This is a genomic window from Streptomyces altiplanensis, assembly GCF_053591575.1.
Genome location: NZ_JBSFUB010000104.1, coordinates 1 through 24,187 on the forward strand (window position 1 = coordinate 1; position 24,187 = coordinate 24,187).

Consider the following 24,187-nt stretch of genomic DNA (forward strand, 5'->3'; position numbering starts at 1 on the left):
CGACACCTCGAAGCGTGAAGAACGGCCGCCCTGCTGTCCCGGGAACGAACCAAGACCAGCGGGTCAGGTGAACGGCCGAGGTTAAACACCAAGCTTAGGAAAGCAGACCTCAGAATCGGTAGCTGGAGCCAGCCGAACGACACGTCGCGCCGTGGCTGGCTCCAGCGTGCTGAAGGATATTCCCTCGGGACTACTTGAGGTAGCCGCCCTTGAAGCCGGCCTGGTCGGCCCAGACCCGCTGGCGTGCGTCCCAGTCGAAACCGGCCCACTCGCCCTGCCAGACCGTCTCGGCGTGGGCGTTGTTGGCCGGGTTCGCGGAAATCCACTTGGAAACGACGCCGTGGGAGAATTTGGAGAACGGAACGAAGTTCCTGTTCGAGGCGAATCCGCTGTAGACCTTGGTCACCTTCGAGGAGGTGTGCCGGTAGTTGACACCGACCGACACCCTGGTGACCTTGATTCCGAAGATCCTGTCGTAAACGGAGTAGGTGACGGTCCTGTCTCGGTAGGTTACCGAGGGGTCGGAGAGGTCGTCGTCGGGGTCGGGGGCAGCGATGTTGTCCTTGACAGAGACTTCGGCTGTCAGGACGACGTCTCCGCCTTCGTGTTCCTTCGTCAGCTCGGTGGCGTAGTTTTCCTCGTCGATGACGTCGCCGGCTGTGTCGGAGATGAAGTCGCCGAGCTCCTGGCCGCGCTGGGGGTCGTTCAGGAGGTTCATGAAGCTCTCCTGGTCGCCGCTGGGAAGCGCCTGGAACTGGTCCAGCGTTTCGCTGGCGCCGTCAACTCCGAACTCGACCTGGTTGTTGAGGTACTCCTCGTAGGCGGCGGGAGTGGTGATGCCTGTAGCCGATGCGGTGACGGGGAATGCCACTATCGTCATCGCGGCAGCCGCGGCTGTGGTCAGCCCGATAATGCCCGTGCGCTTGATCTTTGCAGTCTTCGACATTCTTTTACAGCCTTCGCTATTAGGTTCGACATCGCAAGATAATCGACAGAGAAAAGTTTTCACAAAACAACCCTGCCGGGATTCCCTTACGTCTTTTTGCGCCACTGCCCGACTTTGAGGCGTTCAGCTCGAAAGGATTCTTGCACAGCAGTTGATCACGCGCGAGCAAGAACTCCGCATTCTGAGCTTTTATTGAGCATCGGAGAAGACTTGGTGCGCATTTAGGCACCCTCGAGCACGTGCGCAGCCACGCCTGGTCGGGCCGCTGTGCTCCTGGGGCAACCTTTCGCGGCTTGCTTTCTTCTGTGGGGGTGTGGGCACCCGGACGGCCGGGCGCCCACACGAAATCCCGAGAAGGAAGTCCTCTCGTACGGTGCGGTCGTGAATGTGGGCTCCGGCTAGAAGGCCAGCGACCATTCGTTGAGGCTGCCGGAGGCGCCCGCCGAAACGTCCTCGACGCGGAGCTTCCATGTACCTGATGCCGGGACTGTTCCGGCGTCAACGGTGTAGGTGTGCCGGAGGTCTCCGCCGGACTCCAGCGCGGAGTCGTCCTTCACCAGGTGCGAAGCACCGTTGGGGTCGATGAGGTGGATCTCCACGTCGCCGAGCCATTCATGCGTGGCGTCGATGTAGACCTTGAGCGCCTTCGGTGCGTTGCCCTTGATTTCCTTGACGGCTATGGGGGACGCCAGGCCGCCAGGGTCGGGGAGGGCGAGGTTGGTCTGGTTCTCCAGGACGGGGAACGTCAGCGACCATCCGTTCAGCGTGCCGCTCGCCCCCTGGGAGGTGTCCTGCACTTCCAGCCTCCACGTGCCAGCGGCCGGGGAGGTGCTGGCGTCAACGGTGAACGTCACCGGAGCGTCGTCGGTCGAGGAGGTGGACTTGAGCAGGTATGCCTTACCCTGCGGGTCGATGAGGCTGATCTTCAGGTCTCCGGCCCACTCGTGAGTGATGTCTGTGTGGACCTGCAGGGCGGCGGGGGCGTTGCCGGAGAAGCCGCTGACCGTGATGTCGGAGTTGAGCTTCCCTGGATCGGGGATGGCTGCTGCGCCCCTCTTCTCGAAGGAGGGGAAGGCCAGGGACCAGCCGGCAAGGATGCCGACTCCTCCCTCGGACTTGTCCTCGACCCGGAGTTTCCAGGTGCCGTCTGCGGTGGACGTGCTCGCGTCCACCGTGTAGTTGCTGTCGATCGTGCCGCCGTTCTGGGTCCAGTCCGTCGCCTTGAGGGGGTAGGACTTGCCGACGGGGTCGATCAGGTCGATCTCTACTTCTCCTCGCCAGTCGTGCGTGGCGTCGATGTGCACCTGCAGTGCCTTCGGTGCCTTGCCGGGGATACCTGACACGGTGATCGGCGAGGTGATGGCGGCCAGGTCGAGAATCGCCATGTCCGCATCGTTGATGACGGTGGTGGGGCGAGGCTTGACGTCGGGGGTGGGGGGCGGCGTGGGGTCTGCCCCGCCGATCGCCTTGCCGATGTCGATGCGTGGGACGCTGATGCCGGTGTCGGTGTCGGTGACCGTCGTCCCGGTGCTCTTCAGCAGGGTCTCGAGTTCGGTGATGCTCTTGGCTGGGTACTTCTGGCGCAGTACGGCGAATGCTCCGGCTACGTGCGGTGCGGCCATGGACGTGCCGTCCATGGAGTCGTAACTGCCGCCGGGGACCGAGGAGATGATCCCGTTGCCGGGGGCGAAGAAGTCCAGGAGTGCTCCGCGGTTGGAGAAGGAGGACGCTTCGTCGTCGTCGTTGCTGGAGCCGACGGCGATGGCGGAGGAGACGCAGGCGGGGCTGTTGACCGAGCCGCTGAGGCCATTGTTTCCGGAAGCGGTGATCGTGGCGACACCCGCGCTGAGCAGCCGGTCGATCACCGGCTTGCGGGCGTCCTTCGCACATGTGGCGGAGTGCACGCCGCCGCCGAGACTGAGGTTGGCGGCCACGACCGGGGTTCCGGTCTGCTGGAGCTGCCAGACCTTCTCCAGCCCTGCGATCTGCGAACTGGCGAAGCTCTTGATGCACGGGAGGGCCGCCGCGCCGCAGTACTGCTCAGAGTTGAACTTGCTGAAGACCTGGATGGCGACGATGCCCGCCCCGGGAGCAACGCCCGATACGGGCGCGCCGGTGATGCCGGTGCCATTGCCCGCGGCGATACCGGCCACGTGCGTGCCGTGGTCGCACTGGGCGATCGTCGCGCACGGTCCGGTCTCTACGTCGGCGGAGCCGGCCCCTTCCTGCTGAGCGTTACCGTTGGGGCAGAGGCTGGAAGAACCGTAAGCGGGGTCGTTCGACGAGAAGCATGCTTCGGCGACGACCCGGTTCTTCAGGAAGGGGTGCTTGGAGGCGATGCCCGTGTCCAGGACGGCGATGACACTGCCCTTGCCCGTCATGCCCGACTTGATGGCCTTGTCGCCCCCGATCAGGGGAACGCTTTCGTCGAGGGAAGGGGCGACGGGGACGTCCTCCGTGACGCTGACGACCCCCGGCTGCGCCGCCAGCTCTTCCAGACCCCCGGCGTCCACCTTGAGGGTGACCACGGGAAGCACGTCGAATGCCTGAACCGTCTCGCCGACGGCTGCCGCGTCGGCTACGTCGGCCCGCTTTTCGGTGACGACGTTGACACGGATCTTTCCGCCGGCGGCTGCCGCATCGTACAAAGGCGGATCAACCGGGTCGCCATCGCCACTGACGGTGGCAGCAGTGCTCGACGTCGGGCTGGCGTGCGCCGGCAGTCCACCGAGGGTGACAGCCATCATCGCGATGGCGGCCACCGTCCATATAGGTCTCTTCATATCGCTCTCGGTAAATAGCGGGCGCGTAACGTCCCCGCAGGCATGGATGGAGAGGTGGTCTCCAGACCGAGCAGAGGACTGAGAGAATGCGCATTTCTCGCCCACTGCTCGTGCAAAGAACAGACTTCGCCGAAGTATCGGGTCGCGCTGAAGCCGCGTATCCGGCAAGCGGAAATGCGAGTTGGGCCCACAACGTTCGTTGTGTGATGGCCTCCAAGCCTCATGCCGCCAAGGATCCGCAGCACGGGGCAGGGCGCGTGACAGGTAATGCAGTTCTGTGCATAGGCCCCCCTGGCACAGAACGACTAGCTTGATCGTTGCGGACATTAAGTCGCTGACGCTTCTCGCCGCAAGCCCTTAGCAGCAGCATGCGGAACGCTCTCCTGCGTTGCAGTAGCGACAGCCATACCCCTGGCCAGTGGCCTTGGCAGAGAACATCCGAGAACTCCTCGCAGGGCGAACTAGCCATACAGGAAAGGGCTGGTGACCGTCATGTCATCTCTCGCTCCTACCCTGACAGCCAGCTCGTCCCTCACTGCGCACATGCAAAGTAGCGACTCAATTACCTGGCGTGATGTGATACAGGACACGGTCGCGTAGCTCTCGGGCATCGAGCAGGCATGCACCTTCAGCAAGTGCAAGAAGAGTGTGGGCTTGATCCGCTTTGACAGACGTTCGAGATCAGGGGTTCAGCCCCGGGAGGATGCCCATCATGGAGAGCATGGGGAAGAAGAAGCCTCGCCGCCCTCGCCGTTCGTTCATGCCGGAGTTCAAGGCCGAGCTCGTCGGGCTGTGCCGACGAGGCGACCGCTCGGTCGGGCAAGTCGCCAAGGACTTCGAACTGACCGAGACCGCGGTGCGGGATTGGGTCAAGCAGACCGAGGTCGACACGGGCGAGCGCAATGGACTGACCAGCGGCGAGCGCGCGGAACTGGCCGCGTTGCGCCGGGAGAACCGCCGGCTGCGCGAGGATGTCGACGTCCTCAAGCGGGCCACGGCTTTCTTCGCGAAGGAGACCCGGTGACGGTGCACCCGTTCATCGAGGCGGAGAAGCAGGTGTCGGCGTACGCATGAACGTGGCTGGCAAGATTTTCGTAGGCGGAGATCATCTCGGTGCCACGGTCGGCCGGTCCGTATAGCGTCGGCGAAGGTGGGCGATCAGGACGACGCGTTGGCGGAGAAGAGAGACGCCGGCACGTCCGGCCATGATCCGTTTCTGCAACTTGACGTCGGTGATGCGGCCTTCGTTGACTCCGGAGTTGTAAGACGGTGTCCTACATGGTGAGGTTGAGGAAGCGTTTGTAGCAGCAGAGAGCGGCTGCCAACCCGAGGAAGGCCAGGTAGTTGCCGGGGTGCCGCTCGTAGCGGTGGTTGAGCCGGCGGTAGCCGGACAGCCAGGACATGGTGCGTTCGATGACCCACCTGCGCCGGCCAAGCCGTTCGCTGGAGTCGATGCCCTTGCGGGCGATGCGGACGCCGATGTGTTTGCCCCACAGCCATCGCCGCAGGTGGGGAACGTCGTAGGCCTTGTCGGCGTGGAGGCATTGGGGCTTGGAAGTGCTCGCGTGGGATTCGTGTCCCATGTGGAAATGGGACAGCATCGGCTTCAGGGCGAGACTGTCGTGGGTGTCGGCCGCGGAGAGTCCAACCCGTAGGGGCAGTCCGTTCGCATCGGACAGGACGTGCATCTTGGAACCGGGCTTACCCCGGTCCACGGGACTCGGACCTGCAAGTTCGCCCCGTTACCTTCTTCGTGGCCTCGCAATGAGGCTCCCGGCCTTCGGCCCGGTATGACTTGAGCCCCCAGTCGAGATGATCGAAAAGGTGGTGTCGCCGGTGCCGGAGGCATTGGCAGACCGCTGATTAGAGGCACGAGCGCCCCTCGGGCAGTCTCTTCGTAACGTGGATGCCGGCACGCTGATGCCGCAGGTGAGGCCGGGGAGAACACGAGCACGGGAGCGAAGGGCATGTCGGACGAGACTGGCATCGACGTCTATCTGGGCCTGGACGTCGGGAAGGGTGATCACCACGCCACCGCCGTGAACCGGGCGGGGAAGAAGGTGTTCGACAAGCCGCTGCCCAACAGCGAACCGAAGCTGCGGGAGCTGTTCGACAAGCTCCACGCCAAGCATGGAACGGTACTGGTGGTCGTTGACCAGCCGGCCTCGATCGGCGCCCTGCCGCTGGCGGTCGCCCGGGACGCGGGATGCCAGGTCGCCTACCTGCCCGGACTCACGATGCGGCGGATCGCCGATCTCTACCCCGGAGAAGCCAAGACCGACGCCCGCGACGCGTTCGTCATTGCAGACGCCGCCCGAGCAATGCCCCACACCCTGAGGACGATCGATCCCTCGGACGAGACCGTTGCCGAGCTCGCAATGATTGCCGGGTTCGACGACGATCTCGCGGGTGAGTCCACCCGGATCACCAACCGGCTACGCGGCCTGCTTACCCAGATCCACCCTTCCCTGGAACGGGTCTTGGGACCGCGCATCCAGCACCCGGCCGTGCTCAAACTGCTGGACCAGTTCGGTTCCCCGGCTCAGATCCACAAAGCCGGACGCCGTCGCCTCGTGACCTTGATACGTCCCAAAGCGCCGCGGATGGCCGAGCGGCTGGTCGAAGACATTTTCACCGCACTCGACGAACAGACCGTCGTCGTCCCGGGCACGGAGGCTGCCGCGCTGATCGTCCCCAGCCTCGCCAGCTCGCTCCAGTCCCTTCTTGACCAGCGAAAACTCCTCGCCGCGCGGATCGAGGAACTCCTGGAGGCCCACCCTTCCAAGGTCCTGACCTCGATGCCTGGTGTCGACGTCAGGACCGCCGCCGTCCTGCTGGTCACCGTCGGCGACGGCACCGGCTTCCCCAGCGCCGCCCACCTCGCCTCCTACGCCGGCCTCGCCCCCACCACGAAATCGTCCGGCACATCGATCCACGGCGAACACGCTCCCCGAGGCGGAAACCGGCAGCTCAAACGCGCCATGTCCCTCTCCGCCTTCGCCTGCATGAACGCCGACGCTGCCTCCCGCACCTACTACGACAAGCAACGCGCCCGCGGCAAAACCCACACCCAGGCTCTCCTCCGCCTCGCCCGCCAACGCATCAGCGTCCTGTTCGCCATGCTCAGGGACGGAACCTTCTACGAACCCCGCCTCCCCCAAGCGACGGCTGCATGAACCAGCCCACAGGCAGGTCGATTCAGGTCAACGCGTTGTGCCGTCTGTCCACGCCGAGATATCCGCGGCAGCCCGCCGGACAGCTTCTTCCTGGTCCCGGGCGAGCTTCGCGCAGGCTGCTGCGACGTCCGGCACACCGTCCGGTCCCGCGAGCGCGTCATGCACCCCGGTTTGCAGCCAGTCAGCCTGGTTGCCGTCAGCCTCGGCAACCGCGAGAGCAATGAGCCTTACGGCGGCCACCGTTCCCACGCGGGCCAGGGCCTCTGCCGTCTGCCGGGTCACCGCCGTGTCCTCGACGTCCAGCAGCAGCCCCACCAGCGCCTCCGCAGCTTCAGGAACATCAGCGAAGGAAGCAAGGTCGCGTCCGGCCCGGACACGTTGCGTTCACGAAGGAGACGACGCCTCAGCCAAGGCCGCCTCCAACCCACTCATCATCTCTGGCACGACCAGACAGTCTCATGCCCCACGAAGAAGATCGAACCCCCGGCCGAAGCTGCCCAGAAGCTTGACGAAGAACATAGAGGCACCCCTCCCAGCCTCCTTCAGATGCCGGTGCAGCGCCGCCACGTTCTCGCCCGCCTGCGCCAGCACCCCCACCTCTGCTCGGACGACTCCAGCCGGGTCCGCGGCCTGCGCTCCACACGGTCCTCTGTCCGCGCCGCCTGAAGCCAGCGCCACGCCGTGCGCACATTCACCCCGCCGGCCTGGGCGCCCGCACGCACATGGGCCGTGGTCAACGCCCGGACAGTGTCGAGCTCCATCAGCCGCTCCATCAGCGCCGGTCTGGGCGCCCTCAGCCCCGCCGTGACCTCGTCCCCCGCCCCACACCCTTCCGCCCCACAAAACCGACACCGACCACCCTGGCGCCGCGCAGCCCTTGGAAGGATCAGAAGTGCCGTTCCCATGACGGTGGAGCGGAGCAGGGTGTACCGCCCCATGACAGCCACGCCCGCCCCAGGTACCACCCGGTGTCAGTGACCTGACTCCCCAGGCACATCAACACCCGCATAAACCCACCCAATTGATATGCCGTCAGCGACACCCCTCCCACTGCCACCAAACCGGCACATCGCACCCAGCTCCGCAGCATGTGACCAGCTGCTCCCATGAGTCGCGACCACGACCGGCGCGGCCCGCCGGGCTGGAGGGCCGATGTCGGGTACGTCACTGACCCGATTCCTGACCAGCACAGGTCACAACCCGGCGAGCAAGCCTGCCCGGCCCTGGGCAAGCCCTTCTCGAAGGAGGGCTTGCCCAGCGGAGCACGGAGGTCACCGGACCACGATCGGGACGATGACGGCCGCGATGACGGTCATGCCTCCGAGCCCGACGAGCATCGGGGTTGCCGCCTTCGGGTAGCGGTGCGCGAGGTCGACGAGCAGGACCACGACCAGGACGACGACGAGGACCAGGAGCACGGCCGCGCAGTACAACGCCACCTCCGACCGGCCCGTGACCCGCGGCAACCTGGAACCGGGCGACCTGGTGTTCTGGGCCGACCGCTCCGGATTCATCTACCACGTCGGCCTCTACGCCGGAGAAGGCCGTGTCCTGCATGCGCCCCGGACAGGCCGCGACGTCACCGTGGAGCCGCTCGACACGGCCATGCCGCGCGCCGACTACCACGGTGCGTCCCGGGCGTAGACGGGCCGCAGGCTCCGAAAAGATGCCTTCAGTCCAAGGAACTTGCCTCAATTTGCCAACCTGGTCCGGAGTCTCCTCCTGTGCGGTCAAATGCACTCTAAGCAGCAACCTTCCACCGCGGGGGCGCTGCCTGGGACAGGAACTTGCAGGGCCCCGGCCGACCGCAGGCCGTGAGAATCTGGAGTCATGAGAGCGAACCGGGGCCCTCTGGGCGATGAGCGGCGCGACCGCGGCTTCGAGCTGCCGCCTACCCGCGGCGTCCTGATCACCGGCGGCCTGGTGCGCGTGTCGGGCGCGGCCGCCGCGGGCTGCGGGGCGCTGTTCGGTCTGCTTCCCGTCCTCGCACTCATCGGCAGATTCGGCTTTCCCGAGGACCCACCGGCCTTCGTGCCGGTGTTCGGCGGCCCCCTCATCGCTGCGAGTCTTGGTATCGCCGTCTTCCTGATCGTGCTCGGCTACGGCCTGACATTCCAGCAGCTGGCGCTCGCGGACATGTATGCAGCGGCCGAGGGCTCCCCCTCGCTGGGGAACGCGGTCGAGGTGCGTGGCCCCGTCAGCCGCACGCCGTTCTTCCCGGCGGTCGTAACCAGCGTCGTCATCGGTTCCCTTCTCCTTGCAACGGCCGGCGTCTTGCTCGCCGCGTCCGCCTGGCCGGCGATCGCGATGACTCTGCTCGTCCTGGGCGTGCTCTGTGTCCCACTCGTCCTCGCTCTGATCGCCGCCGACCGAAGGTGGCGCCGCACGGCGGGCGAGCGCCTTCCCGCACAGGCCCTGGGCGAACAGGGCCACGCGCGGCTCCTCCTCGGCGATGCGGACACGAAGCTGCGGCAGCAGGTCAAGGCCCGAGACCGCGCCGAGGCCACCGGCCTCGACCGCGCGAGCATCCCTGTGCTCGCGACCCTCGTCATCGCCGTGCTCGCCGTGATGAGCCCCTCGCTCTCGCCCACGACTCCCATCTGGAAGCAGGTCCAGCTGGGCGGCGCCGGACTCGGCCTCCTGTGCCTGCTCCTCGTCCCCTGCATCGCGGTGCTCCGGGTCCGGCGACTGCGACGCACCCTCGTGCGGATACGCCGCGGCGGAACGGATGTGACCGCCATCGACCGCGCGCACGCGATCACCGCGACGGCGACTCAGGCGTCCGAGGTGCACGCGGCCACGACGGTCTGGGCGCTGCTGGGCGCAGGAGCACTCGGCACTCTGATCCCCCGGACCACTGATATCGCGCCTGTAGTGATCGTCGCGGGCATCTGGACGTTCGGCTTGACCGCGCTCGTCGCGCTGTCGATGCGCTCGGACGCGGCCGCCCCGAAGCTCCGGGAGGAATTCGGCTACCGGCTCCCGACCCAGACCTCCGGAAACGACAACACCTGGCACTGAGCAGGTCCGGTAGTTCCCCGCATCCATAGCAAGAAAGGCATCTGCTGGGGCTGACGTCCCAGAACACCGCAGCCTGACCAACGGCGGGCCGCAGCCCCGGAGCACCGAAGTGGCCGGTTCAGGAGAAGGACGGCGCAAGAGAAGGATGACTCAGGAGGCGGACGGGTCGATCTCCCCCGCGAAGACGATGACCTGGTCGATGAGGCTCCGCCGCAGATGGACGACGTCCGTTCCCGCCAGGCGGGGGCCTCCATCCGGCGTCGTGAAGACCCACTGATACCGGACCCACTCGTCCGGCATGTCCACCGCCGAACTGAGAACCCTCGAACCTGAGACAGCATCACCCTCCATGAGATAAAGCCCCACGACAGCGATCCCGCCCATCAACCTCTCGCCTCATGACAGCGACCCACCCGTCCACAAACACCCATTGACCAGCGCCAAAGCACCAGCCCCTGAACCAGCACGACCGACTCTCACCGCCACCGACACCAAACCGAGAGATCGCAGCCGCGCCGCACAGGTGCGAGCCCTCTCGTTGTGCGGCTGTCAGCGTGGGCCTGCTCCGCTTCATCCGAGGGATCGCCGTCGAGTTCTGGGCTCGGCTGGGCTTCCCTTACCCCTTCGACGCTAGATCAGCCCTCCGCACCCGCTACGCCTTCCGTGCGGACGTCCAGCCTTGGCAGCGGAGGCTTTCGAAGCCGTCCAGGAGGAGGTCGAGGGCGAATTCGAACTCGAACTGGTCATCGCAGCCGCCACCGACCGGGGAGCCCCCGTCGTGTGCGGCCGTCGCGGCCAGCTCCGCGATGTGCGGGTAGCGCGCCGCCAGCTCGGGGCCCGGCGGGCCGGAGGGGCCCGGGGTGTCGAACAGTTCCTGGCTGAAGCCGAGCAGGCGGCTGCCCATCGCGTGCATGACGTGGTGCGTAAGGTCGGCGGAGAGGCCGCCGTCCCGGAAGCTCCCGGCCATGGAGTCCAGATACGCCAGCACGGCCGGGGTGGGGCCGGTCCGCGACTCGATGACCCGGGCCGCCCAGGGGTGGCGCAGCAGGACCCGCCGGGCCGAGAGGATCCGCCCGCGGACCGCGCTCTGCCAGTCGGGGCCCGCAGCCGGCGGGTCGATCTCGCCGACCACTGTGTCGACCATGCCGTCGAGCAGCTCCTCCTTGTTGGCCACGTGCTTGTAGAGGGCCATCGGTACGACGTCCAGCTCCTGCGCGAGCCTGCGCATGCTGAGCGCGTCGATGCCGGTGGCGTCGGCGAGCGCGACGGCGGCGCGCAGGACGCGGTCCTTGTTTAGGGGGGTCCGATGCGTGTGTGTGGCTTTCTGTCGGGTCATTCCGGTCGGCCCCTTCCCTCCTCGACAACGCCCTCTCCTTGACGAGTGTACGCCGTACACCTATGCTCCGCCAGGTGTACGGCGTACACCACCACCGAGCGAGAGGTACCGAGAAGATGAGTCCGGATCGAAGAACCGCGGTGGCCACCGGGTCGCTGTTCCTGCTGACCGAGGCCGCCGCGATAGCCGGGGCCGTTCTGTACCGCCCCCTGCTCGGAGCGGCGGACGGCCGGCTCGCGCAGGGCGCCGACATGCGGGCGCTGCTCGGGGTGCTCTGCGAGGTGGTGCTGGTGGTGGCAGTGGCCGGTACCGGGGCGGCACTGTTCCCCGTCCTGCGGCGCCACGGCGAGGGGCTCGCGCTCGGGTACGCCTTCGGGCGGCTGCTGGAGGCGGCCGTCATCACCCTCGGGATCGTCGCCGTCCTGGCGCTCGTCACCCTGCGGCGGGACACGGAGGCGACGGCAGGCGCCGACGTCGCGCTGGTGGCCGTGCACGACTGGACGTTCCTGCTCGGACCCAACATCGCCCTCGGCCTGAACAGCGTCCTGCTTGCCTACCTTGCGTACCGCACACGGCTCGTGCCGCGCTTCATCGCCGTGCTGGGCCTGGTTGGCGGGCCGCTGATCTGCGCCTCGGCCGTCGCCGTGATGTTCGGGACCTACTCGCAGCTCTCCGTGGCGGGGGCGGCCGCCGCACTCCCGGTGTTCGCGTGGGAGCTGGGGCTGGCCGGGTGGCTGATCGCCAAGGGGTTCGGGCCCGGCTCAGGCGCCGCGTCCCGGGCAGACGGAGAGGTGGCTGATCCGGCAGGTGTCCGTCGGTGAGGTCGGCCCGAGCTTGACGACAGAGCCGTCCGGGGGACGCGCCAGCCCTGCCCGGGCAGGGGAACGTCATGATCTGCGAGAAGCAACGACCGACACGCGCTCGAACGGCATCAGCGGCCGCTGACGGTGGTCAGCACCGGAGGCATGACGGACAAGCTGGATGAGGAGCACCAACTCGGACGCGAAAGCACCGCATCCGCTCATCGCCACCTCCGGCAGGCGCTTGCCGCAGGCGCCTGCCCTCCCGCGCCCCGTCCTTGCCTGGAGTGCGCGTCCCGCAAGGGTCAGGTGGCAGTCCAGTCGCGCAGTTGCCGGGCGATCCGGGCGACGCCGAGGGCTCCGCAGGCCGCGTCGCGTACCAGCGCGACGGCGGCCTTGGGCGGGTAGTCCAGGGCATGCGCATTGAGGGCCAGGTAGGCCTCGGTCGCGTGCGGCAGGATAGATGACCAACGAGGCCCCCGAGCAGCGTGGTTGAGACGTCAGACATCTCCATCAACAGCTCGGGGGCCTCGTTTGTTGCGCGTCGTGGACCGTCACCTGATCGGTGGCCAACTCGAAGAGGCTCAGTGAACGTCTTCGTCCAGCCGCCGAAGGACTCGTTGGAGGCGATGGCGACGCTGTTCTTCTCCTTGCGTTCGGTCAAAACCTGGAAGAGGAGTCCGGCCCCGTGGCGGTCGAGTTCCATGTAGTCATCAGGTCTGTCCTCACTGCACGCTGCTGAGCACAACCACGGCCGTGCGCTCAGATCACCAGCGGTGCCTCCGACCAGCGGCGGACCCGGTACGGTGCCCACCACAGATGGTCGCCGAAGCGCAGGACGAGGTGCTCGGAGACGAGGTCGTCCAGGACGGGCCCCGGGATCGCGTCGGCGGGCGCGCCGTCGGCGAGGGCCGCCACGGCCTCGTGGTACTCCGGTTCGTCGATGGTGAAGCGGCGCAGCTCGCCGTAGCGCCGGTCGCGGACCTGGATGAAGCCGGGGCCGTACCGGAAGATGCATTTGCAAATGTAGTACGTGGTGCGCCAGGCGAGCGCCGTCGCGACCGGGTCCGCGGTGCCGAGGACGGCGGTCGGCGGGTGGAGGTGGCAGAAGTGGCGCCAGGCGTCGGGGTCCGGGCCGGTGCGAAGCTGCCAGTCGACCGAGACGGCCAGGCTGGTCAGGTCGCCCACGAAGCTCAGCGCTCTGACCGTCCAGGCCGCGTCGGCGGCATCCGTCAGGTCCACGGGGCGGGGCAGGGTGACGTGCCGGGCCCCGGCGGCGAACAGCCGCCGGGCGGCCTCGCCGCCGGACATGTCGATCTCGTAGCGGCCCAGGGACATGGCGGGCAGGGGGCCCACCTCGGGGTCGTAGTCCCGTGAGGCGGTCACGGTGAAGGGGGCGGTGGCGGTGAGAGCAGGAGTCATCGTCGTCCCTCGGTCGGGCGGTGGCGCGGTCGTCAGGCGGTCGTCGGGGCGAGTTCGGCCTCGCGGGCGGCGGTGTGCCGCATGTGGTCGATCCGCAGAAACTCCTCGTTCAGGGCGGGCGGCGCGATCTGCACGAACTGCCCGCTGTCCTCGAACACGACGCCCAGCTCCCGCCACCGCTTCAGGACCCGGAGCAGGTCGGCCTCGCCGACGGGGTGGTCCGCGTCCAGCTTGCGCGCGGCCGCTTTCACCGTGTGCGGCTGGTCGAGCAGCCGGAACAAGGCCAGTTCGCGCGGGTCGGTCAGTTCCAGGCGGGTCCAGTCGAAGGCCCGGCGCCTGCTGACCAGGACGATCCGATCCTCCAGGTCGCAGTGGGTGAGGCGGCTGCCGGCGTAGTTCCGCTTCCAGCGCGCGATGCCCGCGTCGAGCCGTTCGACGACGTCCTCGCCGATCCCCCGGGGCGGTACGTCGAAGACGTACGCCAGGTCGAACATCTCCTCGTCGGGGAGGTCGTAGGTGAGCCGGTACGGTTCGGCGGGGCGCAGCTCGGAGAAGCCGAGCCCGGGGTTGTCGAAGTACGGGCTGAACCGCTCGATCGCGATCCGGGAGGACGGGCCGACGGGCGGGTTCAGGTGTTCCAGCGCGGCCAGTTGGTCCACCACATCGTCGTAGTCCTCGGCGTCCTCGCCCGGGAAGCCGTGCAGGTAGTTCCAGGCGACCGAGAGGCCCACGGTGGCGGCGTCACGGAGCATCCGCACGTTCTGGCCGCCGGTCACGCCCTTGTCCATCAGGGTCAGCACCCGGCTGTTGAGACTCTCGATGCCGGGCTGGACGAAGATCAGGCCCGCGTCCGCCAGGGTCTGGAGCTGTCCGCGCCGCATGTTGGACTTGATCTCGATGTGCATGCGCAGGTCGTAGCCGCTGTCGATGATGCGGGGCAGCACCGACTTCACGTACCCCATGTCCAGGATGTTGTCCACGACGTACATGTCCAGGACCCGGTGCCTGCGCGCCAGGTCCATGATCTCGTCGTAGAACACGTCGGGGCTCTTGCTGCGGAACTCCATGAACGAGCCGTTCAGCCCGCAGAAGGTGCAGTGGTGCTTCTCGCCCCACCAGCAGCCGCGCGCCCCCTCGACGACCAGTTTGGGCTCGACCCAGTTCCGGGCGTGGGACGAGGCGAGCCGCTCGAAGTACCCCGAGTAGTCCGGCGGCAGGATCGCGGCGGGCGGCAGCGGCTTGGTGCTCATGGCGTTCACCACGGAGGTGCCGTCCGTGTCGTGCCAGCACAGCCCGGGGACCTCGGACAGGGGCTCGCCCGCGTCCAGGGCCCTGATCAGCGCGGGGAACGACACCTCGCCCTCGCCGCGCAGCACGTGGTCCACGAAGGGGAAGTTGCGGTGGACGGCCTCGCCCTGCTTGCCGTCGCAGTTGGCGCCGCCCATGGCCGTCACGATGTGCGGGGCGAGCCGCTTGACGTATTTGGCGGCGGCCAGGGCGGCGGTGTTCTGCTGGAACGTCGAGGTGAACCCGACCACGTCCGGGGCGAGTTCCACGATGCGTTCCGCTATGTGCCGGACGAAGTCGGGTGCGGTGACGTGCAGGGCCTGTGTCATCTCCATCCGGGCCCCGGGCACCCGGTTGGCCATCGCCGCGGTGAACTCGGCGACGCGCCATTCGGGATCGTCGTAGAGAGCGGAGGAGAAGACCCAGTCGCCGCAGCCCAGGAAATACGATCCGAGTGCGTAGTAGGAGTAGTCCTCCAAAGTGAATTCCGTGTTCCTGGTGATCCAGTCCACGTATTCGATGTTCGCGTGCAGAACGTCCGCTGTGCTGTTCGGTACGCGCTCGTCGACGCTGCGCTTGAGAATTCCGAGAGCCAGCGACGGGAGATCGATCGGGGCCCAGGGCATGTTCACCAGGAGTACGCGCACGGCTCGCCTCTTCTCATGTGATCAGTGCACGGCATGACGGGTCGGCCGGGCGTCGGCCGGGAAGTCGTCAGGCGCCGGGCGGGGCGCCTGACGACTTCCGTGACGGGGCACCGGCCGGGGAGTCCGGCCGGTGCCCTTCGGACGGGGCCGGCCGCGCACGGTGGCGGGACCGGCCCCTCGGCGCTACTGGTCCTCGTCCTCCATCTCCTCCGCGGAGCGGAAGTAGACGACGACGCCGACGCCCGGCTTGCGGCTCTCCTCGTCGCCGTCGAGCGGGTCGCCGTGGATGATGTCCTTCTGCATGGTGTTCACCTCCTCTCCGGGGGTGGTGGCGGCTCGGCCTTATCGGGCCCGGAAGGCAGCCCGCCGCCGAGAAACGCAAGGGACCGTCGTATGACGGCCAGGTGGTCGGCTCCGTCGTAGCCGTCGTGGCCCGAGTCCAGCCACATCACCTCGTGCGGGACACCGCCCGCACGCAGCACGGCCAGGTACGCCTCGATCTGCTCCGGCGGGCACTTGGCGTCCCGGCGCGCGGCGACGACCAGCAGCGGGGAGCGGATGGCGGCGGCGTACGAGGACGGGGAGGCGTGGGCGTAGGCGCCCGGCACCTCGTCGGGAGTGCCGCCGAACAGCGAGGTGTCCAGCGCCTGGAGGGCGGGCGTGGAGTGCCGGAAGGCGGTGGCGCAGTCGGCGAGCGGTTTGACGGCCACCCCGACATCCCACAGGCCGGGGCGGATCCCCATCGCCAGCAGGGTCAGATAGCCGCCCCACGACGTGCCGCACAGGCCCACGGCGCCCGGGCGGCCGATGCCCCGTTCCAGCAGGTCGGCCCGGACCCGTACCAGGTCGGCGACCTGGGTGTGGCCGACGCCCTCGGAGTACGCGGAGCGCCAGCGCGGCCCGTAGCCGGTCGAGCCCCGGTAGTTGACGCGGGCCACGGCGAGGCCCGAGCCGACCAGGGTCTGCACCATGGGGTCGTAGGCGTCGCGGTCGTGGTCGGCCGGGCCGCCGTGGACGAGGAGGACCAGCGGGTAGGGTCCGGGGCGGTCCGCGGGTGTGGTGACGAAGGTGTGCACGGGGCCGTCGGGTCCCGGCGTCCACAGGTCCCGGCGGTGGCCGAAGCGGGGGGTGCGCCACTGGCTCTGCCCGGGCAGCGGCGCACCCGACAGGGACATCGCGCGGGGCACGGTCACCGCGTCTGTCCAGATGTAGTGCACGTCGCCGCCGGCGGTGGGTGACGCGGCCAGGATGCTTCCCTCGGGGGTGGGCACGGGGGTCAGCTGGCCGCGCTCCAGGTCCGCGGTGAACAACCTGCTGCGGCCGTGCCGGTCCTGTCGCAGCAGGACCCGCGCGCTGCCCGGGCCGGGGTACCAGCGGGCGGTCGTCTCGGTGTCGAAGGAGCACCAGGGCAGCAGTTCCAGTCCGGCGCCGGGGCTCCAGACTCCAAGGTGGTAGCGGCCGGCCCGCTCGCGCATGACCAGCAGCAGCGTATGGCCGGACGTGCCTCGGGGGCCCGGGGGCGGGGTGGGCGCGGGCGCGAAGCCGAGCGCCCAGGTGCGTTCCCGGGTGCCGGAGAGCACCGCGGCGGTGCTCCCGTCCGGGGTCAGCAGCGTCACGGCGCGGGCCGAGTGCGCGGGGCCGGTCACCGCCAGCAGGCCGCCGTCCGGCGCCAGATCGCACAGGGTAGCGGAGTCCGTCGTGCGCAGGACGGGCGTGCCCCGGCCGCCGCGCCGCCCCAGGTGCACGCTGAATCCCTCGCTCCCGCGGATGCCGACGGCCACCGTGCCCCGTTCCGTCAGCGCCAGCCCGGCGGGCCGCCCGCAGGGCACGTCGAGCAGCGCCGGGCGGTCCGGGCCGCCGTCGAAGTCCTGGGTGCGCCAGCCGCCGCTGCCGCCGCGGTCCTCGTCGAACCACCACACGGCCTCGTCGCCGTCGATGGCGCACAGCAGCGTGCCGTGGGGACGGTCGGTCAACTGCCGTCCGCCGCCGCTGGACCGGTCCCAGGTGAAGATCTCGCACCGGCCGTCGGCGTCCCCCGTGTACACCATCCGGTCCGGGTTGCGGGGACTGGTCACCGGCAGCACCGGGCGGTAGACGCCGTAGCCGCGCGTGACCGTCCGCGGGGAGAACGCCGTCACGGCACCTCCCGGACGACGAGAGCGGACCTGGCCGTCGCATACAGGGCCAGCGCGGCGAAGGCCCCGGCGCAGCCCCACGCGACCGTGCGGCCGCCGTACGCGGCCACCAGGACCCCGGCCAGCACCGGGGCGAGTGCGGCGACGCCCTGGCCGGCGGTGCCCAGCACCGTGCCCATCCGGGCCAGCAGACCGTCGGGGGTCACCAGCACCGCCCGGGTCTGGAGCACGACCGCCACCGACGGCACGATCAGCGACACCCCGCTCAGCAGCAGCCCGTAGGACCAGGTCTGGGAGGCGTACGCGAGCCCGGCTGCCGTCGGCACCATGACCCACGAGGCGCCCGTGACGATCCGGGGAGCCGCCACCCGCTGCACCAGCCAGGGCGCGGCGAGCGCGCCCAGCAGCCCGCCGACGCCCGCGAGGGTGAGGATGAGACCGATCGAGGAGGGGCTGGCGCCCTCGGCGTGCGAGGCGAAGACGGCGTGGAAGTACAGCGCTCCCAGCAGGGCGTTAACCCCGGCCGTCCACACGACCACGAAGCGCAGGAAGGGGTGCGCCCACACGAAGCGCAGGCCGTCGGCCAGCTCACGGGCGAAGGACGGGGCGGTCGTCTCCCGTACGGGCGTCAGGTCCGCGCGCATCGCCCTGCTCAACACGGCCACCAGCAGGAACGACACGGCGTCCGCGAGCAGCGGCACCCACCGCGCCGCCTGGTAGAGGACCCCGCCCAGCGTCGGGCCGACGATCTGGACCGCCTGGTCCCGTGCCTGGAGGTACCCGATCGCCCGGGGGTACTCCTCGGGGGGCACGAGCCGCCGGATCGTACCGGAGGCGGCCGCCCCGTAGGTGGCGCTGGCCGCCTGCTCGACGACGGCCGCGACGAGTACGTGGAGGAGGACGACATGGCCGAGTGCCACGGTCACGAACACCGAGCCCATGGCGCCCGCGGCGACCAGGGCCGCCGTGTACATCATCGGCTTGCGCGGCAGCCGGTCGGCGAACACGCCCGCGACCGGCGAGACGACGAGCCCGCTGACCAGTGCCACCGAGGCGACGAGGCCGGCGAGCCCGGACGAGTACCCGGCGCCCAGGAGGATCAGCGGAAGGAAGAGGGCGGACGCACAGGTCCCGAGACCGTCGACGGCGCCCGCCACCCAGAATAGGGAGTAATCCCGTCTTCGGAAAGGAGAAGAAGGCGAGCCCTTTGATAATCGCTCACCTTCCGCTAATTCAGGGCCGGAAGGCATTGAATTCCGTTCGGAATCGCCCATCAGTAATCCCGCTCGGGGAGTGATTCTGACGCTGACGCACCCACATCGCCCCCTGCAATGAGCGGACTTACGGCCGGTGAGGGTGCGATCGTAGCGAAGGGATTCACGGCGCACAATACCGTCCCTGAAATGTCATTTTCGATCAAGAAATGGCTCGCCCCGGTACGGCGGACGGTCCGCGTTGGTGCCACGCCACCTCGCACGGCCGTCGATTCCGGAACGGCGGGAAACGCGCAACGCGCGCTGCGGCCCTCGGTGTCGGGCGGAGGACGCGGCCCGTCGCCGCGTCCGCCATCCGGAGGATGATCCTGCCTGGCCGGACGCTCCTCCGCCGCGGCACCGGGGCCGCCGCCGGGCGCGGGGGCCGCGGCGGACTCGGATCCGCCCGCCCCGTGGAGTACCGCGGCCTCCTTCCGGTTGCCCGCCGGGTCCTGAGCTTGAAATTTACGAGTTGGTGCGTGATAGCGGGTGGGGCGTGTTTGGCCTGTTCGTGGCCTGTTGTCAGGCGTTGATGGTGCGGTCGGAGACGAGACCGGCGATGGCGCGGTAGGTGTCGGGGAGGCGGTCGCGGCGGTGGGTCCAGCGCATCAGTTGCTTCCAGCGTTTGTGGTCGGCGAGGGCGTGTTCGACGCTGATGCGGTCGGAGGAGTGGCCGTGGCGGTCGCGTTCCCACTGTTCGACTCTGCCGGGCAGTGCTCCCGGCCGCGGCTTTCTGGGCGGTGTGATCGCTTGCCCGCGGTGGTCGCGGCTCAGGCCCAGGTAGCCGTCGTCCAAGAGGACCTCGACGTCGGGAAAGTGCTGGAAACAGATGGCGATGCCTTCGTTGCGGGCGGCGGTGGTGTCGTGCATACGTCCAGGCCGCAGGGCATCGGTCCATAGTGTGCGGCCACGCCAGTCGGCGATCACGGTGGCCTTCATCGTGTTCTGCTTCTTCTTGCCCGACACGAACGCACGGCGACCGCCGCGGCCGGCCGGCGGCCTACGGACCTGGATCTCGGTGGCGTCCAGCCGCAGCTCGACGCCTTCGGCCTGGGCATAGGCGAACACGTCCCTCAACGTCCGAAGACGCAGGCCGGGGCGGTCGGGGACCGCACACCCCCGCTCGGCCAGAAGCGCGCGTATCTCCCCGATCGCGCGGGTGATGGTGGAGCGGTCGACGCCGAACAACAGGCCCAGGACCGAGTGCGGCAGATCATGGCGCAGATGGATCAGCGTGGCCACCAGCCAGTCGACGAACACCAGCTGGTGACAAGCGCCGGCACCCGCAGCCCGCTTCCTGTCCCCACCTCGTGCAGCATGGCGGCGGCCTTCGACACCGGCCTGCCACGGCACGGCCAACTCCTCAACCAGGCGAGCGAGATGACGCCGAGAGATCCCCGTGAACAGCCGATGCGCCAGCACCGCCCGATTGACCATGATCGCCACAACCGGATCATGCCACCTGCCTCGCACGAAGCCCCACCCGCTATCACGCACCAACTCGTAAGCGACGGCGGTGAGTTTTCACAGCTATGAGCAGATTCCGCGAGCGGATCCAGCATCCTGCCTATCGCTGCAGGAATCCGGAAGTCACCGCCTAAGCAATCCAGTCCTCGCTGCGCCGATGGCGATCCAGTCCTATGGTCGTGAACTCGTCCGTGGCCGCATCTGCCGCCACCCCCAGCCTCCGGAGGGCCTGCGAGATTGGGCTGCCAGCGGATCCGAAGGGCTGACCCTCCGGTACATGGAGCGGTCCTAGTACGACGGCCCCATCGGCCCAGACAGCAGCGCGTTGCTCGCCGACACCACCGAAGTGCTCGGCTTCCACGTAGGCCACCGCTCCAGCGGCTGACCAGTCCGCAAGCCGCTTGTCGAACCCTCCCGGAAGCCGCAGAACCCCAGAGCGCCCTCGGTGCCGTCCGTTACAGCGTCGAATAACTGGTCCGTCATCGGTATCAGCGACAGGCCCCGGCCGAGAGAGGCCACCCGAGCGGCAGGCAAGTCCTGTGAGGCGCCACGGAGCACCTCGTCTTCGGCGATGACTGCCTGCAGTTCATAACCCATCCCAACATCCCTCCACCGACCGGGTCCCATCTTGTCGCACGCGCTGACCTCGAACCCGCGTGGCACCCCCAGCAGAACTCCATCCCTCCATCGGGTTCCGGCGAGAGCACCCTGCAGATTCCTCGAACCCGCTGGTTTCGGAGTTCGATCGCGGCGCGGTCCCCGAAGGGCCTGGTCACCAGGCGTCAACTCAGGGACATGGGCCTCAGCCCCGGCGGCAACGACGGGCCGGTCGCGCTCCTGCGCTGCAAGTGGTGCGGATACCGCCCGCAGTGGTCGTGCATCCATCCCACCTGCGGCTTCCTGCTCCGCGTCGACCTGGCCGTGCCCAAGCGCGTCCCGACGCTCGTTCAGGAATGGGCCCTGGACCAGGCGATGGCAGCTCGCCAGACCTGCGGCGTCTGCGGAAGACGCTTCTTCTTCTGCCTCTCCAAGAAGCTCGGCTGTTGCATCGAGTGCTTCGACGGCACCCCCGTGGACCCCAGCAGCTACCTCGCGCCCGCAGCACCCGTTGTTCACCGGCTGGCCGCATAAGCAGCGTGCCCCGTCCCGGCCACACCGGCAAAGGCCGGCCGCCCGCTCCCTCACCCCTTCGAGATCAGGAGAACCCCAGCATGCATGCTCACCGTCCCGCAGTCTTCGCCACCCTGCTCGGACTGACCCGCGCCGCCAGCGCCGTCGGCGATTACTGGGTTAACGCGGCAGAGACCGTGTCCACCATGTCGAGTGTCTCGGTTCCGAGGCTCGCGACCGGGGGCAGCAGCTTCCCGGTGCAGGCCACCGGTGTCGCGGTTATACGGCGTCACGGTCTCGCCTCGCGATTCGCTCTTGTGGGTGGCCCCTGATGGCCTCCATCGATCAGGTCGCCACCTTGGCGACGTTCGGCTCGGTGTGGGCCGTGCTCGCTGTCGCTCACAACCTCGCGGACCACGTCATTGGGCAGACCGACCACCAGGCCGCGGGGAAGGCGGAACCGTCGGAGGCAGAGATCGCCGACGGTGCCAGCCCTCGGCGGGGCTGGGGTTCGTGCCTGGGCCATGTTGCCCAGTACCACTTGGTGATGGCCGTGATGCTGACGTTGGTCTGGGTTGTTCTGCCGCTGGAGATGGCCTGGTCCGGTCTGGTGGCGGGCCTGGCCGTGTCGGCTGTGACTCACGCCTTCCTCGATCGGCGTTGGCCGGTCCGCTGGCTCCTGGAGCACGTCGACTCGAAGGGGTTCGCCGAACTGAAGGCGGCCGGGATGAACGGCATGTATCTCACTGACCTTCTCTGCACCGACAGCGAGATCGAGGCCGTCATCGAAGCGGTGGCCGAAGACCTCATCACGTTCCGACAAGTCCTCACCCAGGTGATCGGCACGAATGTGCGGACGCCGTACCCACGCGTGTAGGCATCTGATCGGCCTCTCCTTGAGGCTCGGAAGCGCCCTGCCCAACGAGCCAGAGATGATGCAGTTGACACCCCAGCATCTCGCGGCTGGTCGGCCGCGCAGCCACACACTTGACCTTCACCACCCGCCTCCGCTTCCTATGTGTATCGCCAGCCACACGAGCGGTGCCGCTGCCAGAACGATCAGCACCAGACAGCACGGTACCTGGGACGGCCCCTTGAGTGGCTCGGCTGCTACCTGCGCGGCCACTCGGCGAACGTCGTCGGCGTTATACCGCACCTTGTGGGCGTACCCCGTAGTGGTCAGCCAGCTATCCGTTGCTATCCGCACCCCATGGGCCACCGCATTCACATGCACCGAGTGAGTACGGACGCCCGGCCACAAGTAGCTCACCTCGCGAGCCGTCAGCATGGCCTTCTCTTCGTGCGCCATATTCCGCCCTTCCCCCCGGCAGCCGGTGGCACGACATCATGAACTGTCCCACAGTCAGGCGCAGTTCGTCCCCCTATCGATCCTCGGCGTTCCGACGCGGCGATCCGCTTCCCGGGCTCCGAACGCCTGGCGCGAGCGGGCTGGCCCTCGTCATCGAGAACGGGCGGTCAGGGTCTGACCGCCGCCCTGCCCCGAATCACGGCGCCGGGACGTGAGCACCGTCAGTGCAGTCAACAAGCCCGGCTCTTCACCGCGCCATCGGCATCGACGCCGCCGCCGTCACCACCTGGCTCACCACCCGCCCCGGCGGCCGCCGGTGAGCCGCACCCGCCTGGAACGCGTACGCGCCTCAGTCGGGATCGCCTCGCTGGCCCTCCCACGGCCTGCCTGAGCAAGCCGTCCCGGCGGGCTGATCGCGCTCGCGATCCAGTACGGACATATGCGCACGGTCCTGGATGCCCGGACCTCCAGCGGCTACGGCACCCGCAGCCGACGGGGCATCCACTCCGTACTCGGCGTCGAGACCGCTCTGGCCGCTGCAGACACCGCCGCTCACCTTCGCGACCGCGTCGCTGCCGGGGAGAAGGTCTCCGGCGCGGCCGCCCGCCGAGCCCTGACGGCCGCTGCGACGACGCCGCGGTTCGAGTGCCGCATCGCCCCAGGACGTTCACGAAGAAGGCCGCCAAGTTCCTCGCCCGCGACGGCGTCGTGCTCTACGACAACCCGGACTCGTTCCTGAGCTGCGCGTTCAAGCACGACAACGCGCTCTGCGAACCCAACCCTGGTGAGACCGCGCCGAGGCAGTACGCCTGCCAGCAAGGCTGCGGCAACGCCGTCCGCACCGACATGCACGCACGTCAGATGCGGAAAAAGGCCGACGCGATCGACCTCAAGGCCAGCCTCCTCCCGGAGAAGCTCGCCAAACGGCTGCGGCGCAACGCCGACAACTTCCGCAAGATGGCCGATGCCCATGACGCCACTGCCCAGACCGCCGAGGCCCTGACATGAATCAGGACCACCAAGACGAACGGATCCGCATCCGCGAGGCCATGGACCGGCTCCTCACCGGCCAGGACACCGTCTCCAACGGAAACATGACCGTGGCCGCCCTCACCACCGAAGCCGACGTCCACCGCATGGCTCTCTATTGATCAGAAACGGTTTGGGTTCTGGGTCGTTGGTGGGGTGTGAGTGATCTGGTGGGGGATGCGCGGCACCTGTCGCCGTCGGCGCAGGAGGCCCTGCGGCTGCGGGCGGTGGCCGCGCTGGTGGCGGGACGGGACCGCGAGGATGTGGCAGCGGTCTTCGGGGTGTCGCTGAAGGCTGTCGACACGTGGTGGGCGAAGTGGCAGGCCGGCGGTCGGGAGGCGCTGGTCATGCGTCCTCGCGGCAAGCCGGTCGGGGTGCACCAGGTGCTCGGGGAGGCCGAGCAGGCCGCGGTGCGGCAGGCGGTCCTCGATCACCGGCCCTGTGACGTGGGGCTTTCCGGGCAGCT

General features: G+C 68.4%; 20 protein-coding genes and 4 pseudogenes. 10 read left to right on the forward strand and 14 right to left on the reverse strand.

The features are described 5' to 3' along the window. Positions 1 to 190: 190 nt before the first annotated feature. A complete protein-coding gene (locus tag ACWD0Y_RS30675; protein WP_450263563.1) occupies positions 191 to 946 on the reverse strand; it encodes a hypothetical protein in 756 nt (251 codons plus the stop codon). Positions 947 to 1,344: 398 nt separating this feature from the next. Further along, positions 1,345 to 3,729, reverse strand: a complete 2,385-nt coding sequence (locus ACWD0Y_RS30680; protein WP_450263564.1) for a proprotein convertase P-domain-containing protein — start codon at positions 3,727 to 3,729, stop codon at positions 1,345 to 1,347. Between the two features lie 721 nt (positions 3,730 to 4,450). On the opposite strand from ACWD0Y_RS30680, the gene ACWD0Y_RS30685 reads away from it, so the two are divergent. Next, complete coding sequence (locus tag ACWD0Y_RS30685) at positions 4,451 to 4,753, forward strand: transposase (RefSeq protein WP_450263565.1); 303 nt, start codon at positions 4,451 to 4,453, stop codon at positions 4,751 to 4,753. Between the two features lie 250 nt (positions 4,754 to 5,003). Here ACWD0Y_RS30685 and ACWD0Y_RS30690 read toward each other — a convergent pair. Then, a pseudogene (locus ACWD0Y_RS30690) lies at positions 5,004 to 5,468 on the reverse strand (IS5 family transposase); the annotation flags it as partial. 228 nt (positions 5,469 to 5,696) lie between these two features. On the opposite strand from ACWD0Y_RS30690, the gene ACWD0Y_RS30695 reads away from it, so the two are divergent. Continuing rightward, positions 5,697 to 6,905, forward strand: a complete 1,209-nt coding sequence (locus ACWD0Y_RS30695) for an IS110 family transposase (RefSeq protein ID WP_450263566.1) — start codon at positions 5,697 to 5,699, stop codon at positions 6,903 to 6,905. Positions 6,906 to 6,932: 27 nt separating this feature from the next. On the opposite strand, the gene ACWD0Y_RS30700 is transcribed toward ACWD0Y_RS30695, so the two are convergent. Continuing rightward, entirely contained in the window at positions 6,933 to 7,220 is a 288-nt protein-coding gene (locus tag ACWD0Y_RS30700) for a hypothetical protein (RefSeq protein ID WP_450263567.1), read from the reverse strand. A gap of 956 nt (positions 7,221 to 8,176) precedes the next feature. Continuing rightward, positions 8,177 to 8,344, reverse strand: a complete 168-nt coding sequence (locus ACWD0Y_RS30705) for a hypothetical protein (protein ID WP_450263568.1) — start codon at positions 8,342 to 8,344, stop codon at positions 8,177 to 8,179. Between the two features lie 13 nt (positions 8,345 to 8,357). On the opposite strand from ACWD0Y_RS30705, the gene ACWD0Y_RS30710 reads away from it, so the two are divergent. Both ACWD0Y_RS30710 and ACWD0Y_RS30715 read left to right on the forward strand, forming a co-directional pair. After that, entirely contained in the window at positions 8,358 to 8,549 is a 192-nt protein-coding gene (locus tag ACWD0Y_RS30710) for a C40 family peptidase (RefSeq protein ID WP_450263569.1), read from the forward strand. 186 nt (positions 8,550 to 8,735) lie between these two features. Then, positions 8,736 to 9,926 (forward strand): hypothetical protein, encoded by a 1,191-nt coding sequence (locus ACWD0Y_RS30715; protein ID WP_450263570.1) that lies wholly within the window; start codon positions 8,736 to 8,738, stop codon positions 9,924 to 9,926. 150 nt (positions 9,927 to 10,076) lie between these two features. Here the strand turns inward: ACWD0Y_RS30715 and ACWD0Y_RS30720 are convergent. Continuing rightward, positions 10,077 to 10,304 (reverse strand): annotated as a pseudogene (locus tag ACWD0Y_RS30720) (nuclear transport factor 2 family protein); the annotation flags it as partial. A 274-nt stretch (positions 10,305 to 10,578) separates the two neighbouring features. Next, the gene (locus tag ACWD0Y_RS30725) at positions 10,579 to 11,262 is read right to left on the reverse strand and encodes a TetR/AcrR family transcriptional regulator C-terminal domain-containing protein (RefSeq protein WP_093804385.1); all 684 of its coding nucleotides are present in this window, start codon (positions 11,260 to 11,262) and stop codon (positions 10,579 to 10,581) included. A 116-nt stretch (positions 11,263 to 11,378) separates the two neighbouring features. On the opposite strand from ACWD0Y_RS30725, the gene ACWD0Y_RS30730 reads away from it, so the two are divergent. Beyond that, positions 11,379 to 12,083 (forward strand): DUF4386 domain-containing protein, encoded by a 705-nt coding sequence (locus ACWD0Y_RS30730; RefSeq protein WP_450263571.1) that lies wholly within the window; start codon positions 11,379 to 11,381, stop codon positions 12,081 to 12,083. Between the two features lie 284 nt (positions 12,084 to 12,367). On the opposite strand, the pseudogene ACWD0Y_RS30735 reads toward ACWD0Y_RS30730, so the two are convergent. The 7 genes and pseudogenes from ACWD0Y_RS30735 to ACWD0Y_RS30765 form a co-directional block, all read right to left on the reverse strand. Further along, a pseudogene (locus ACWD0Y_RS30735) lies at positions 12,368 to 12,514 on the reverse strand (fic family toxin-antitoxin system, toxin component); the annotation flags it as partial. 128 nt (positions 12,515 to 12,642) lie between these two features. Further along, positions 12,643 to 12,771, reverse strand: a pseudogene (locus ACWD0Y_RS30740) (ATP-binding protein); the annotation flags it as partial. A gap of 53 nt (positions 12,772 to 12,824) precedes the next feature. After that, positions 12,825 to 13,484: a DUF5825 family protein gene (locus ACWD0Y_RS30745; RefSeq protein WP_193475424.1), complete on the reverse strand. Its 660-nt coding sequence runs from the start codon at positions 13,482 to 13,484 to the stop codon at positions 12,825 to 12,827. A gap of 32 nt (positions 13,485 to 13,516) precedes the next feature. Next, complete coding sequence (locus ACWD0Y_RS30750) at positions 13,517 to 15,418, reverse strand: RiPP maturation radical SAM C-methyltransferase (RefSeq protein ID WP_450263572.1); 1,902 nt, start codon at positions 15,416 to 15,418, stop codon at positions 13,517 to 13,519. Between the two features lie 308 nt (positions 15,419 to 15,726). Further along, complete coding sequence (locus ACWD0Y_RS30755) at positions 15,727 to 17,556, reverse strand: prolyl oligopeptidase family serine peptidase (RefSeq protein ID WP_450263573.1); 1,830 nt, start codon at positions 17,554 to 17,556, stop codon at positions 15,727 to 15,729. After that, the gene (locus tag ACWD0Y_RS30760) at positions 17,553 to 18,827 is read right to left on the reverse strand and encodes an MFS transporter (RefSeq protein ID WP_450263574.1); all 1,275 of its coding nucleotides are present in this window, start codon (positions 18,825 to 18,827) and stop codon (positions 17,553 to 17,555) included. Before ACWD0Y_RS30760 ends, ACWD0Y_RS30755 begins: the two co-directional genes overlap by 4 nt. A 501-nt stretch (positions 18,828 to 19,328) precedes the next feature. Next, the gene (locus tag ACWD0Y_RS30765; protein ID WP_450263580.1) at positions 19,329 to 20,243 is read right to left on the reverse strand and encodes a transposase family protein; all 915 of its coding nucleotides are present in this window, start codon (positions 20,241 to 20,243) and stop codon (positions 19,329 to 19,331) included. Positions 20,244 to 21,068: 825 nt separating this feature from the next. Here ACWD0Y_RS30765 and ACWD0Y_RS30770 point away from each other — a divergent pair. The 5 genes from ACWD0Y_RS30770 to ACWD0Y_RS30790 all read left to right on the forward strand — a co-directional run. Further along, on the forward strand, positions 21,069 to 21,404 hold the full coding sequence (locus ACWD0Y_RS30770) for an RRQRL motif-containing zinc-binding protein (RefSeq protein ID WP_450263575.1): 336 nt from the start codon (positions 21,069 to 21,071) through the stop codon (positions 21,402 to 21,404). A gap of 310 nt (positions 21,405 to 21,714) precedes the next feature. Next, positions 21,715 to 22,260: a hypothetical protein gene (locus tag ACWD0Y_RS30775; RefSeq protein WP_450263576.1), complete on the forward strand. Its 546-nt coding sequence runs from the start codon at positions 21,715 to 21,717 to the stop codon at positions 22,258 to 22,260. Between the two features lie 1,077 nt (positions 22,261 to 23,337). Then, complete coding sequence (locus tag ACWD0Y_RS30780) at positions 23,338 to 23,700, forward strand: hypothetical protein (protein WP_450263577.1); 363 nt, start codon at positions 23,338 to 23,340, stop codon at positions 23,698 to 23,700. Continuing rightward, entirely contained in the window at positions 23,697 to 23,843 is a 147-nt protein-coding gene (locus ACWD0Y_RS30785) for a hypothetical protein (protein WP_450263578.1), read from the forward strand. Before ACWD0Y_RS30780 ends, ACWD0Y_RS30785 begins: the two co-directional genes overlap by 4 nt. A 36-nt stretch (positions 23,844 to 23,879) precedes the next feature. Further along, the coding region (locus ACWD0Y_RS30790) for a helix-turn-helix domain-containing protein (protein ID WP_450263579.1) at positions 23,880 to 24,187 on the forward strand (308 nt) is incomplete at its 3' end.

Excerpts from the sequence above, each read along its gene's own strand:
- ACWD0Y_RS30675 (WP_450263563.1), bottom strand. The coding sequence starts at position 946 with ATGTCGAAGACTGCAAAGATCAAGCGCACGGGCATTATCGGGCTGACC.
- ACWD0Y_RS30680 (WP_450263564.1), bottom strand. The coding sequence starts at position 3,729 with ATGAAGAGACCTATATGGACGGTGGCCGCCATCGCGATGATGGCTGTC.
- ACWD0Y_RS30685 (WP_450263565.1), top strand. The coding sequence starts at position 4,451 with ATGGGGAAGAAGAAGCCTCGCCGCCCTCGCCGTTCGTTCATGCCGGAG.
- ACWD0Y_RS30695 (WP_450263566.1), top strand. The coding sequence starts at position 5,697 with ATGTCGGACGAGACTGGCATCGACGTCTATCTGGGCCTGGACGTCGGG.
- ACWD0Y_RS30715 (WP_450263570.1), top strand. The coding sequence starts at position 8,736 with ATGAGAGCGAACCGGGGCCCTCTGGGCGATGAGCGGCGCGACCGCGGC.
- ACWD0Y_RS30725 (WP_093804385.1), bottom strand. The coding sequence starts at position 11,262 with ATGACCCGACAGAAAGCCACACACACGCATCGGACCCCCCTAAACAAG.
- ACWD0Y_RS30730 (WP_450263571.1), top strand. The coding sequence starts at position 11,379 with ATGAGTCCGGATCGAAGAACCGCGGTGGCCACCGGGTCGCTGTTCCTG.
- ACWD0Y_RS30745 (WP_193475424.1), bottom strand. The coding sequence starts at position 13,484 with ATGACTCCTGCTCTCACCGCCACCGCCCCCTTCACCGTGACCGCCTCA.
- ACWD0Y_RS30760 (WP_450263574.1), bottom strand. The coding sequence starts at position 18,827 with ATGGGCGATTCCGAACGGAATTCAATGCCTTCCGGCCCTGAATTAGCG.
- ACWD0Y_RS30765 (WP_450263580.1), bottom strand. The coding sequence starts at position 20,243 with ATGGTCAATCGGGCGGTGCTGGCGCATCGGCTGTTCACGGGGATCTCT.
- ACWD0Y_RS30770 (WP_450263575.1), top strand. The coding sequence starts at position 21,069 with ATGGGCCTCAGCCCCGGCGGCAACGACGGGCCGGTCGCGCTCCTGCGC.
- ACWD0Y_RS30775 (WP_450263576.1), top strand. The coding sequence starts at position 21,715 with ATGGCCTCCATCGATCAGGTCGCCACCTTGGCGACGTTCGGCTCGGTG.
- ACWD0Y_RS30785 (WP_450263578.1), top strand. The coding sequence starts at position 23,697 with ATGAATCAGGACCACCAAGACGAACGGATCCGCATCCGCGAGGCCATG.